This window comes from Pseudomonas sp. 9.1(2019) (assembly GCF_009910445.1).
Lineage (GTDB): Bacteria > Pseudomonadota > Gammaproteobacteria > Pseudomonadales > Pseudomonadaceae > Aquipseudomonas > Aquipseudomonas paraversuta.
Genome location: NZ_VBWF01000005.1, coordinates 168,595 through 180,702 on the forward strand (window position 1 = coordinate 168,595; position 12,108 = coordinate 180,702).

A 12,108-nucleotide genomic window follows, 5' to 3' on the forward strand; every position below is an offset into this window, starting at 1 on the left:
CTGCGGCGTCATGTTTTGTTACCTCAAGTGCACAGGCATACTGCGTGCCAGTTATCGGGGGCAAGCCATGAAGTGCACGATCAAACCTGTTTTTGTCTGTTTTAGCCTGTTGCTCAGTGCTGCGTTGAACGCCGCACCGGCGATGCCCTTGAGCCGCGTCGAAATACTCAAGGTGGTATCCGCTTCCTGCGCGGTAGAGGATGTGTCCGATGGTCGCGAACAGACCAAATGCGACCATCAGGCTCCCGGCATCAAGGTGTACGTGCTTGAACGCGGCTATGGCGGCCAGCCCAATGTGAGCCTGGACGGCCAGGAGGTGGATGGCGTTCGAACCCCGGTGTGCAATCAGGGTGAAGGGCTGGTGACCTGTAATGGTGCCGGTACTACGGTGGGCTACCTGTACAGCTTCGATCTGGGTAACCGGCAGGGCGGCTGGTTCCAGTTCAGCAACACCTCCCTGACGCCCCCGCACAATCGGCTTGGCGCCAGGCTGTATATAAAGTAGCCAGACCCATGGCGGCGAAGCTGACCTAAGCTGATAGCTCCTCTGTGCGAGAAAGCCTATGACCTATAGAGCCCTGATTCCTGTCGCTGAAGGTGTCGACGACCTGCAAACCGTGACTTTGATCGATGTTCTGCGCCGTGCCGAGGTCGAGGTGGTGGTGGCCAGTGTCGAGGGCCGGCGCATGTTGACCTGTGCCCGAGGCACGCGCCTGACAGCCGACGGCATGCTGGTTGACCTGCTGGCCCAGGCTTTCGACCTGATTGTGTTGCCCGGTGGTGCGGTGGGCTGCGAGCACCTGGCGGCCCACCAGCCTTTAATGCAAATGCTGGCCGATCAGGCCCGGGCCGGCGGTTTTTACGCCGCCATTGCCGAGGCGCCTGCCCTGGTGCTGCAGCCTGCCGGGGTACTCAAGCAGCGGCGCATGACATGCCTGCCATCGGTCAGTGACCGGCTTTCGGGGTGCAACTTTATTGACCAGCCGGTGGTGGTGGATGGCAACTGCATAACCGCCCAGGGTTGCGGGGCGGCTTTGGCATTTGCTCTCGCGCTGGTCGAGCAGCTCTGCGGCAAGGCGCGATGCAATGCGCTGGCGGCCCGGATATAGGGGTGGCGCCCCAGGTATCAGGGCTGAGCAGGTGGTTTGTCTTCCACCATCCGGTCGCGGTTGGCCAGGCCGGGGAACAGTTTTATCCACAGCCCCGTGACGACCAGGGTGCCGACTCCGCCCAGCACCACCGCCGGCACGGTGCCCAGCCAGTGCGCTGTAGCCCCTGATTCAAATTCGCCCAACTGGTTGGACGCGCCAATAAACAAGCCATTGACGGCACTGACGCGCCCGCGCATTTCATCCGGGGTTTCCAGCTGCACGAACGAGGCACGGATCACCATGCTGATCATGTCGGCCGCGCCCAGCACCACCAGCACCAGCATCGAAAACCAGAACGAGGTCGACAGCCCGAACGCGATGGTGGCGACACCGAATACCCCCACGGCAGTAAACATGATGCGCCCCACCTTGCGCTCGACCGGGAACCTGGCCAGCCACAGTGACATCAGCAAGGCCCCGACCGCAGGCGCCGAACGCAACATGCCCAGGCCCCATGGGCCGGTGAGCAGGATGTCTTTGGCAAACACCGGCAGCAAGGCGGTGGCGCCGCCCAGCAACACCGCGAACAGGTCTAGGGAGATGGCGCCGAGGATGTCCGGGCGGCTGCGAATAAAACGAATGCCGGCCAACAGTGAGTCCAGGGTGGCCTTGCCTTTGTTCAGTGCAGTCTGGCGCGCGGGCAGGTTGCTCATCAACAGCGCGGCTATGAGGTACAGCACCACCGTGGGACCGTAGACCCAGACGCTGCCAAACGCATAGAGCAATCCGCCCAGCGCCGGTGCGACGATGGTGGCCGACTGCTGGGCTGCTTGAGCGGCCGCCACGGCCCTGGGGAACAGGGCGATAGGCACGATTGAGGGCAGCAATGCCTGGGTGGTGGGCATTTCAAATGAGCGGGCGCCCCCCAGTAGAAAGGCCAGGACAAAGATCAGCTCGCGGCTGATATGGTCGGTTGCACTGCTGATGGCCAGGGTCAGGGCAATCATGGCTTGCAGCGTCTGGCACAGGGCTGCCACCCGGCGCCGATCATAGCGATCGGCCACATGCCCGGTGTGCAGCATGAACATCACCCGCGGTGCGAACTCGATCAGCCCGACCCAGCCCAGATCCATCACATTGCCGGTGAGTTGGTAGACATTCCAGCCAATGGCCACGGTCAGCATTTGAAAGGCGCTGGCGGTGAAGATGCGGGCGAACCAGAAGGCCACGAATGGCCGGTGATGACGTAGCAGGAGCGTTTGACTGGTCATTGAAAGGGTCGGGGCAGAGGGCTGGGGAAATTGAGATTATCATCATTGTGTAACAAATAATGACTCGAATTGGCCAGGCGAAGGGGGCTTGAAACTCTGTTGTCCGCGGCTTTTTCGAGAAAACATTCAATTCCTGCAAGGGTGTATTACTGGCCCTGGGACATCATGTCACGCGGCAACAAACCACATTAGCGCCCTGATGGGAATGGACTACTCTTTCAGCAATGTTTGATCCAGGTCAAAACCCGTTGCGGTTTATCTGGATGGCCAGCCGGCCAGACCCCTTGCGTGGTGGATGAAAAAGCGGACACCGATTCGCTGAGGCCATTATCGGCAGGGAAGTTGGATACAGGCGCCGCTTCTGTGTCCTGAACCACCTGATACCTGATAGAGGAAGACTTATGTTCGGTTTGGAGGCTCTGGATCTCGCCCGAATTCAGTTCGCGTTTACCGTGTCGTTTCACATCATCTTTCCCGCCATTACCATCGGTCTTGCCAGTTATCTCATGGTGCTCGAAGGCATGTGGCTGAAAACCCGTGAGGACACCTACCGCGACCTGTACCATTTTTGGTCGAAGATATTTGCCGTCAACTTCGGGATGGGCGTGGTGTCCGGGCTGGTCATGGCCTATCAGTTCGGCACGAACTGGTCGAGGTTCTCTGACTTCGCCGGAGCCGTTACCGGCCCCTTGCTGACTTATGAAGTACTCACCGCATTCTTCCTTGAGGCCGGTTTTCTGGGGGTCATGCTTTTCGGCTGGAACCGGGTCGGTCGCGGCATGCATATGTTCTCCACGGTGATGGTGGCCCTGGGTACATTGGTTTCGACCTTCTGGATTCTGGCGTCCAACAGCTGGATGCAGACGCCGCAAGGCTTCGAAATCATTGATGGCCGGGTTATTCCGGTGGACTGGCTGGCAGTTATTTTCAACCCTTCCTTTCCTTACCGTCTGGCGCACATGGCCACGGCTGCCTTTTTGGCCACGGCGTTCTTTGTCGGCGCTTCGGCAGCCTGGCACCTGCTGCGCGGCCGAAACACCCCCGCCATTCGCCGCATGCTCTCGATGGCGATGTGGATGGCACTGGTGGTGGCACCGGTGCAAGCCTTTATCGGCGACGCCCACGGCCTGAATACCCTTGAGTATCAACCGGTAAAAATCGCTGCGATCGAAGGTCACTGGGAGAACAAACCCGGTGAAGCGTCGCCGCTGATCCTGTTTGGCATCCCGAACATGAAAACCGAGACTACGGACTACAAGATCGAAGTGCCGTACCTGGGCAGCCTGATCCTTACCCACAGTCTGGACAAACAGATCCCGGCAATGAAGGACTTCCCGGCCGCGGACCGTCCGAACTCGACCATTGTGTTCTTCACATTCCGGATCATGGTTGCGCTGGGCATGCTGATGATCTTTATCGGCTTGTGGAGCCTGTGGCTGCGCAAGACCGGGACACTGTACGAGAACCGCTGGTTCCTGCGTCTGGTGTTGTGGATGGGGCCGTCGGGTCTGGTGGCGATTCTGATGGGCTGGTTTACCACTGAGATCGGTCGCCAGCCGTGGGTGGTGTACGGGCTCATGCGCACCGCCGACGCGTCGTCCAATCACAGCGTTACGCAAATGAGCATCACGCTGGTCCTGTTTGTGCTGGTGTACTTCGCGCTGTTCGGTGTGGGTCTGGGCTACATGATGCGTCTGGTACGCAAAGGCCCGATTACCCATGAAGGCGATACACACAACGAAGGTGGTCCAGGCCAGCCACGCACGCCTGCCCGTCCTCTGTCTGCTGCCCACGAGGGTACGGATGAAGGCCACAGCGACAGCCTGACTAAGGGGAATTGAGTCATGGGTATTGATCTGCCACTTATCTGGGCAATCATCATCATCTTCGGGATCATGATGTACGTGATCATGGATGGCTTCGATCTCGGGATCGGCATCCTCTTCCCCTTTATCAAGGGCGAAAGTGACCGCGATGTGATGATGAACACTGTTGCTCCCGTCTGGGACGGCAACGAAACCTGGCTGGTGCTGGGCGGCGCGGCATTGTTTGGCGCCTTCCCGCTGGCCTATGCGGTCGTATTGTCAGCCTTGTACCTGCCTTTGATCCTGATGCTGCTGGGCCTGATCTTTCGCGGTGTGGCCTTTGAGTTTCGTTTCAAGGCCAGGCCCGAGAAGCGTCATATCTGGGACAAGTCGTTCATTGGCGGTTCTCTGGTGGCTACGTTTTTCCAGGGGGTGGCACTGGGGGCCTTCATTGACGGCATACCGGTAGTCAACCGGGAGTACGCCGGGGGCGGCATGGACTGGCTCTCTCCTTTTACCGTGTTCTGCGGCCTTGCACTGATCGTGGCCTATGCCCTGCTGGGGTGTACCTGGCTAATCATGAAAACCCAGGGCGACCTGCAACAGCAGATGCACAAACTGGGGCGCCCGCTGGCCCTGGCAGTACTGGTGTTGATGGGCATCGTCAGCCTGTGGACACCCTTGGCCCATTCTGAAATTGCTGCGCGCTGGTTCACCCTGCCAAATCTGTTCTGGTTCCTGCCGGTACCGATTCTGGTGTTGCTCACGATGTTCGGTTTGTTCAAAGCGATTGCCCGCAACGCCAACTACACGCCGTTTCTGTTGACCCTGGTGTTGATTTTCCTGGGCTACAGCGGTTTGGGCATCAGCCTGTGGCCGTACATCATCCCGCCATCAATCACGATCTGGGAAGCTGCCGCACCGCCGCAGAGCCAGGGCTTTATGCTGGTGGGCACCTTGTTCATCATCCCGTTCATTCTGGGTTACACCTTCTGGAGCTACTACGTGTTCCGCGGCAAGGTCACCCACGAAGACGGTTATCACTAGTTAGAAGTGCCGCTGCGGCCTGATGGTCGCAGCCTTTTCCCGAGAGGAGGCCGCAACATGGCTGGCAAGGACTATCTACATGAGGTGCAAGAGGCCGAGAAAAAGCCGTTATGGCAACGGGTCGGCTGGCTGCTGGTGATCTGGACCGCCAGTGTGGCGTCATTAGGCGTATTCGCCTGGCTGATCCGACTGTTCATGACCGCTGCGGGCATGAAAAGCCACTGATGGTCGCCACTCATAAAAAAACCCTCTACGGAGGGTTTTTTTGTTTGTGGGTAATTCTCTGGCTCGGCCCGGAGTAGGGGCGAGCTCTTTACCAGGCCCATATTGATCAAAGAGTGAGCACTGCCTTCTTGAAAAGCGCGCGAGCAATGGAGCGTGGCCCGGCTGCTCCCGCTGGGGGCTGTGCTTACTTGCGCGCCTTGAGAATGACGAACTTGGGCGTAGCCGCCACTTGTTCAACACCGCGAAACAGTTTGGCCAGCTTGCTGTGATAACCCAGATGGCGATTGCCGACGATATACAGCGCGCCGCCGACGACCAGGGCTTCCCGGGCTTGTTGAAACATGCGCCAGGCCAGAAAGTCGCCCACCACTTGCTGCTGGTGAAAAGGCGGGTTGCACAGCACGACGTCCAGCGAATCAGGTTCTTGCCCTGCAAGGCCGTCTGCGGCACGTACTATTACCTCACGCTCCCCCAGCGCTGCCTGCCAGTTTTCGCGAGCGGACTGCACGGCCATAAACGACTCATCGACCAGCGTGTACTGCGCATCCGGGTTATTCAGGGCACTGGCGATGGCCAGCACGCCATTGCCGCAACCCAGATCTGCTACCCGGGCCGAGCCCAGGTTTTTGGGAAGGTGGGGCAGGAATGCACGGGTGCCGATGTCCAGCCCTTCACGGCAGAAGACGTTGGCATGGTTGAGCAGCTCGATGGCCGGTTCGTCCAGTAAGTAGCGCGAAGGGTAGGGCGAGGTAAACGGCTCTTTGGCTTCAGGGGTGGCCATCAGCAAGCGGGCTTTTTTCACGGCCAGCGAAGCCTGGACCGGGCCGATATAACGCTCCAGCAAATCACCTGCCGCGCGGGGCAAATGCTTGATCATCGCGCCGGCAATCACCTGTGCGCCCGGGGCCAGCTGGCCTTGCAACCGAATGAGTTGCTCTTCGAGCAGGGCCAGGGTTTTGGGTACGCGCACCAGCACACAATCGAAAGGGCCAACCAGAGGCTGGCTGGCGGGGATGACCGTGACGGCATCGAACGCCTGGCCATTGCGCACCAGATTTTTTTCCAGGGCCTGGATGGCGAGGAACGAGTCGCTGCTGCTGGTGACCTGCATATTGGCCACCAGACTGATCGCCAGGGCCCCGAAACTGTCATTGAGCACCAGAACCCGGCTGTTGGCGGGCAGACCCTGTTCGGCCAGATGGTTAAGCAAATACTCGTCCGCAGCGTCGAAAGCCTGTAGCGGCTCGTTTTGCTGTTCTGGTTGGCGGATCAAGCGGAGTTGGGCGAAAGGGCTTTCGAGCACAGGCATTTTTACAAACTCTGGGGAATCAACAGTGGCAACCGGGCCGCAGGGCCACTTCGCAGCACTGGCGTCCGTGGGTTTTACAGATGCAGGCGATTTTACTTTTTTTTGCCGGGGATTACCTGATGCGTTTACCCGGCGGGCAACATCCGCCTGGCAGTGGGTGCAAAGCCAGCACAAACCGTCGGTGTTCCTGTGTCTGTCTTTGCGCGACACTACTGCACTAGCCAATGGAGTGCGACATGACTGCCAGTGCAGAAAAATTTACCCGCCAGACGCTGCTTGAGGTTACCCCGCTGACCCCCGGTCTTTTCACGTTGCGTACCACCCGCGACCCGGGTTTTCGTTTCACTGCGGGTCAATTCGCCCGTCTGGGCGTGACCAAGGCCGATGGCAGCACGGTGTGGCGGGCCTATTCAATGGCGTCCTCACCCCATGATGAGTTCCTGGAGTTCTTCTCCATTGTGGTGCCGGGAGGCGAGTTCACCAGTGAGCTCAGTCGTCTGGAAGTTGGCGATACCCTGCTGGTCGAGCGCCAGGCCTATGGTTTTTTGACCCTGGACCGCTTCGTTGACGGGCAGAATCTGTGGATGCTGGCGACCGGGACCGGCATCGCGCCATTTCTGTCGATCCTGCAAGACTTTGAAGTATGGGAAAAGTTTGAGCATATCGTGCTGGTTTACAGTGCGCGGGAAACCAGAGAACTGGCCTATCAGGGCTTGATTGCCGGTCTGGTTGAGCGTGATTACTTGTCTGAATATGCACATAAATTTACCTATGTGCCGATTGTCACGCGCGAGCAGCATGAGGGGGCTTTAAGCGGGCGAGTTACCACATTGATTGAAAGTGGAGTACTTGAAGAGCGGGTAAAGATCAGCCTGACGCCCGAACATTCAAGGGTGATGTTGTGTGGCAATCCGCAAATGATCGATGACACCAGAAAGTTGCTCAAAGCGCGGGGGTTGCAACTAAGCCTGAGTCGCCGTCCCGGGCAAGTAGCGGTTGAAAACTACTGGTAACCGGCCGGCCATAAAAAACGGCGCCCGCAGGCGCCGTTTTTTTATCGGATCGTTAAGGTCGATCGTGTTGCGCCTTGAGCAGATCGCGAATTTCGCTCAGCAGCACTTCTTCGGCAGTCGGTACGGGCGGTGCGCTTGGAGCCACAGCCTCTTCACGCTTCAGGCGGTTGATCGCCTTGACGCCCATAAAGATGGCGAACGCGACGATGATGAAGTCGATCACGCTCTGGATGAACTTGCCATACGCCACAACCACGGCAGGTGCATCACCAACGGCGGCTTTGAGGGTAATGGCCAGGTCACTGAAGTCCACACCTCCGATCAACAGACCCAGAGGTGGCATGACTACATCGCCAACGAAGGATGAAACGATTTTGCCGAATGCCGCGCCGATAATGATACCGACGGCCATGTCGACCACATTCCCTTTGACCGCGAAGGCCTTGAACTCACTTATCACGCCCATAGGTTATTCCTTGTTACATATGAAGTTGGTGAGTGCAGTGTAAGTCAGCCTTGCCGATCTTGCCTGCTGTGATGCTTATTGGCTGTTTAATCGACCGGCTCAAGTGCCGATAGTTTTATAAAAAGCGCGGAAACTTGCGGTCGATACCCCCTCAGATGCCTTAATGCCAGACTTTTATTTCAATCAGGTAGTTGCGACCTTTCTATTTAGAATTTGCTCCCCGGCCCTCTAGCCTTTGGTCAGCGCCCCGATGCGCACCTAATAATCAGAGGACTTACCCATGACCATCCCCCTAGGCTCTGGAGCGTTTTCACAGCGTCGCCTGCTGTGTGTTTTGAGCGCCAGCCTGCTGTCGGTTTCAGTACAGGCCGCCACCTTGACTCGCGACAACGGTGCCGCAGTCGGCGATAACCAGAACTCGCAAACGGCAGGGGCAAACGGCCCGGTATTGCTGCAAGACGTGCAGTTGCTGCAAAAACTTCAGCGCTTTGACCGCGAACGCATCCCGGAGCGTGTGGTGCATGCCCGCGGCACCGGGGCTCACGGCACCTTTACCGTGACCAGTGACATGAGTGATCTGAGCAAAGCCAAAGTATTTGCCGCGGGTGAAACCACGCCGGTGTTTGTCCGTTTTTCGGCTGTGGTGCACGGCAACCATTCGCCGGAAACCCTGCGTGATCCACGGGGTTTCGCCACCAAATTTTACACCGCCGACGGTAACTGGGACCTGGTAGGCAACAACTTCCCGACCTTCTTTATCCGCGATGCGATCAAGTTTCCGGACATGGTGCATGCCTTCAAGCCCGACCCGCGCACCAACCTTGATGACGACTCACGGCGCTTCGACTTCTTCTCCCATGTACCCGAAGCCACCCGCACCCTGACCGAGCTGTACTCCAACGCAGGTACGCCGGCCAGCTATCGCGAGATGGACGGTAATGGGGTACACGCCTACAAACTGGTGAACGCCAAAGGTGACGTGCGCTATGTGAAATTCCACTGGAAAAGCCTCCAGGGCCTCAACAATCTGGATCCCGCACAGGTCACTCGGGTTCAGGGCCGTGATTACAGCCACCTGACCAATGATCTGGTGGCCCATATCAACAAGGGCGATTTCCCCAAGTGGGATTTGTACGTGCAGGTACTCAAGCCGCAAGATCTGAAAACCTTCGATTTTGACCCGCTGGATGCAACCAAAATCTGGCCGGGGGTACCTGAGCGCAAAGTCGGGCAGATGGTGTTGAACCGCAACCCGGCCAATGTGTTTCAAGAAACCGAACAGGTCGCTATGGCCCCGGCCAATCTGGTGCCGGGTATCGAGCCTTCCGAAGACCGCCTGCTGCAAGGCCGGGTGTTCTCCTATGCCGATACGCAGATGTACCGCCTTGGTGCCAACGCCATGCAGTTGCCGATAAATGCCCCGCGCAATGGTGTCAACAATGGCAACCAGGACGGTGCGATGAATATCGGTCATACCGTCACCGGGGTGAATTATCAGCCGAGCCGCCTGATGCCGCGCGAAGAGCCGCAAGCTGCGCGTTACAGCGAAATGCCAGTGTCGGGCACCACCCAGCAAGCGAAGATTCAGCGTGAGCAAAACTTCAAACAGGCGGGGGATCTTTACCGTTCCTTCAGCAAAAAAGAGCGTCAGGATCTGATTGAAAGTTTCGGTGAGTCTTTGGCGACAACAGACGATGAGAGCAAACACATCATGCTGTCGTTTCTGTACAAGGCCGACCCTGAATACGGCACCGGCGTGACCAAAGTGGCCAAGGGTGACCTGGGCCGGGTCAAGGCACTGGCCGCCAGACTGGTCGACTGACTTAGTTACCAATCCTGCAGGAGCGAGCACGCTCGCTCCCACAGGGCGGTTAAGGTATGAACCTATGAGAACGCTTTTATCCCTGACTCTGCTTATTGTCAGCGGGCTTGCCCTGGCCGCCGAACCTGATGTACAGGCCGAACTCCGGAACTATTACTTCGATGCGGCGCGCCGTGGTGACGTGGCCATGCTCGACACCTTTATCGAGTCCGGCTACAGCCTCAATGTGCAAGACAGCAAGGGTTATACCGCGCTCATCCTTGCGGCCTACAACGGTCAGGGCGAGGCGGTTGAGCACTTGCTGAAGGCTGGCGCAAACCCCTGTGCCCAAGACTTGCGCGGTAATACAGCCCTGATGGGCGCGATTTTCAAGGGCGAAGTCCGGATTGCCCGCCGTTTACTGGGCACTGATTGCAACCCCGATCAGCGCAACGGCGCGGGGCAGACCGCGGCCATGTATGCAGGCCTGTTTCAGCGGGCCGAATTGCTCAGGGATTTGTCGCGCAAGGGGGCGGACCTGAATGCCGAAGATGCACAGGGCAATAGTGCCGCCCGGCTGGCCGATGGCGAAATCCGTATGCCGCGATCGCACTAATACGGGTGCGCTGGGCTATCATCGCGGTTTTTCCGTGGAGTTCAGATGGCCAAGCCCAAGCGCATATACGGCTGCACCGAGTGCGGCGCAACTTTCCCCAAGTGGGCCGGGCAGTGCGGTGAGTGCGGCGTCTGGAACACCCTGGTCGAAACCATTGTTGAAAGTGGTGCCGCCGCGCCACCCAGTGGGCGCACCGGCTGGACCGGGCAACAAGCCCAGATCAAAACCCTGGCCGAGGTCAGCATTGCTGAAATCCCGCGCTTCTCCACCGCCTCGGGCGAGCTGGACCGGGTGCTCGGTGGCGGTCTGGTGGACGGCTCGGTGGTGCTGATCGGCGGCGATCCCGGTATCGGTAAATCGACCATTCTCCTGCAAACTTTGTGTCATATGGCCTCGCGCATGCCTGCGCTGTATGTCACCGGCGAGGAATCGCAGCAGCAAGTAGCCATGCGCGCCCGCCGTCTGGGCTTGCCCCAGGATCAGCTCAAGGTCATGACCGAGACCTGCATCGAAAGCATCATCGCCACCGCCAAGCTGGAAAAACCCAAGGTCATGGTGATCGACTCGATCCAGACCATCTTCACCGAGCAACTGCAATCGGCCCCGGGTGGCGTGTCGCAAGTGCGTGAAAGTGCGGCATTGCTGGTGCGCTATGCCAAGTCCAGCGGCACCGCGATCTTCCTTGTGGGCCACGTCACCAAAGAGGGCGCGCTGGCCGGGCCTCGGGTGCTGGAGCACATGGTCGACACCGTGCTGTATTTCGAGGGCGAGTCCGACGGTCGTTTGCGTTTGTTGCGGGCGGTAAAAAACCGTTTCGGCGCAGTTAACGAACTGGGCGTGTTCGGCATGACCGACAAGGGCCTGAAAGAGGTCTCCAACCCGTCTGCGATTTTCCTCACCCGGGCCCAGGAAGAAGTGCCCGGCAGTGTGGTCATGGCCACTTGGGAAGGCACACGCCCGATGCTGGTAGAGGTGCAGGCACTGGTGGATGACAGCCACATGTCCAATCCGCGCCGGGTCACCCTGGGCCTGGATCAAAACCGCCTGGCCATGTTGCTGGCCGTCCTGCATCGCCACGGTGGAATTCCGACCCACGATCAGGATGTATTCCTCAACGTGGTGGGCGGGGTCAAGGTGCTGGAGACCGCGTCCGACCTCGCACTGATGGCCGCCGTGATGTCCAGTCTGCGCAATAAACCGCTGCCCCACGATCTACTGGTATTTGGCGAGGTGGGGTTGTCGGGTGAAGTACGACCAGTGCCCAGCGGTCAGGAACGCTTGAAAGAGGCGGCCAAGCACGGTTTCAAACGGGCCATCGTGCCTATGGGCAACGCCCCCAAAGAGTCGCCGCCGGGTCTGAAGGTAATTGGCGTGACCCGTCTGGAACAGGCGCTGGATGCATTGTTTGAGTAGCGCGTCAAACAGCGGCAAGCACCGCGCAGGCCTGACTGCGCAAACGGATCA

General features: G+C 58.8%; 12 protein-coding genes. 9 read left to right on the forward strand and 3 right to left on the reverse strand.

The genetic code is table 11. The annotated features are described in order from the left end of the window. The first annotated feature begins 67 nt into the window (after positions 1-67). Together FEZ21_RS06790 and FEZ21_RS06795 are read left to right on the forward strand one after the other, a co-directional pair. A complete protein-coding gene (locus FEZ21_RS06790) occupies positions 68-505 on the forward strand; it encodes a DUF4879 domain-containing protein (protein WP_037001613.1) in 438 nt (145 codons plus the stop codon). A 58-nt stretch (positions 506-563) separates the two neighbouring features. Continuing rightward, positions 564-1,109 (forward strand): DJ-1 family glyoxalase III, encoded by a 546-nt coding sequence (locus FEZ21_RS06795; protein ID WP_003443991.1) that lies wholly within the window; start codon positions 564-566, stop codon positions 1,107-1,109. A 17-nt stretch (positions 1,110-1,126) separates the two neighbouring features. Here the strand turns inward: FEZ21_RS06795 and FEZ21_RS06800 are convergent, their stop codons facing one another. Then, positions 1,127-2,362, reverse strand: a complete 1,236-nt coding sequence (locus FEZ21_RS06800) for an MFS transporter (protein WP_003443989.1) — start codon at positions 2,360-2,362, stop codon at positions 1,127-1,129. Positions 2,363-2,763: 401 nt separating this feature from the next. Between FEZ21_RS06800 and FEZ21_RS06805 the strand changes: the two genes are divergently transcribed. From FEZ21_RS06805 to FEZ21_RS06815, 3 genes are read left to right on the forward strand one after another with little or no spacing between them, the layout of a single operon-like run. Next, positions 2,764-4,203 carry a cytochrome ubiquinol oxidase subunit I gene (locus FEZ21_RS06805; RefSeq protein WP_003443987.1) on the forward strand — a complete coding sequence of 480 codons (1,440 nt, stop codon included), beginning with the start codon at positions 2,764-2,766 and terminating at the stop codon, positions 4,201-4,203. A gap of 3 nt (positions 4,204-4,206) precedes the next feature. Then, positions 4,207-5,214 (forward strand): cytochrome d ubiquinol oxidase subunit II, encoded by a 1,008-nt coding sequence (gene cydB / locus FEZ21_RS06810; RefSeq protein ID WP_003443985.1) that lies wholly within the window; start codon positions 4,207-4,209, stop codon positions 5,212-5,214. Positions 5,215-5,271: 57 nt separating this feature from the next. Beyond that, positions 5,272-5,439 carry a DUF2474 domain-containing protein gene (locus FEZ21_RS06815; protein WP_003443983.1) on the forward strand — a complete coding sequence of 56 codons (168 nt, stop codon included), beginning with the start codon at positions 5,272-5,274 and terminating at the stop codon, positions 5,437-5,439. A 184-nt stretch (positions 5,440-5,623) separates the two neighbouring features. Here FEZ21_RS06815 and FEZ21_RS06820 read toward each other — a convergent pair whose 3' ends face one another. Next, the gene (locus tag FEZ21_RS06820; RefSeq protein WP_003443981.1) at positions 5,624-6,748 is read right to left on the reverse strand and encodes a class I SAM-dependent methyltransferase; all 1,125 of its coding nucleotides are present in this window, start codon (positions 6,746-6,748) and stop codon (positions 5,624-5,626) included. A gap of 236 nt (positions 6,749-6,984) precedes the next feature. Here FEZ21_RS06820 and FEZ21_RS06825 point away from each other — a divergent pair, with 236 nt between their 5' ends. Then, positions 6,985-7,761: a ferredoxin--NADP reductase gene (locus tag FEZ21_RS06825; protein WP_003443979.1), complete on the forward strand. Its 777-nt coding sequence runs from the start codon at positions 6,985-6,987 to the stop codon at positions 7,759-7,761. A 52-nt stretch (positions 7,762-7,813) separates the two neighbouring features. On the opposite strand, the gene mscL is transcribed toward FEZ21_RS06825, so the two are convergent. Further along, positions 7,814-8,227 (reverse strand): large-conductance mechanosensitive channel protein MscL, encoded by a 414-nt coding sequence (gene mscL / locus FEZ21_RS06830; protein ID WP_003443977.1) that lies wholly within the window; start codon positions 8,225-8,227, stop codon positions 7,814-7,816. A 280-nt stretch (positions 8,228-8,507) separates the two neighbouring features. Between mscL and katB the strand changes: the two genes are divergently transcribed. From katB to radA, 3 genes are all read left to right on the forward strand, one after another. Continuing rightward, complete coding sequence (katB, locus tag FEZ21_RS06835; RefSeq protein WP_010655542.1) at positions 8,508-10,049, forward strand: catalase KatB; 1,542 nt, start codon at positions 8,508-8,510, stop codon at positions 10,047-10,049. A gap of 64 nt (positions 10,050-10,113) precedes the next feature. Further along, on the forward strand, positions 10,114-10,644 hold the full coding sequence (locus FEZ21_RS06840) for an ankyrin repeat domain-containing protein (RefSeq protein ID WP_003443973.1): 531 nt from the start codon (positions 10,114-10,116) through the stop codon (positions 10,642-10,644). Positions 10,645-10,689: 45 nt separating this feature from the next. Beyond that, positions 10,690-12,057 carry a DNA repair protein RadA gene (radA, locus tag FEZ21_RS06845; protein ID WP_003443972.1) on the forward strand — a complete coding sequence of 456 codons (1,368 nt, stop codon included), beginning with the start codon at positions 10,690-10,692 and terminating at the stop codon, positions 12,055-12,057. The last annotated feature ends 51 nt before the right edge of the window (positions 12,058-12,108 follow it).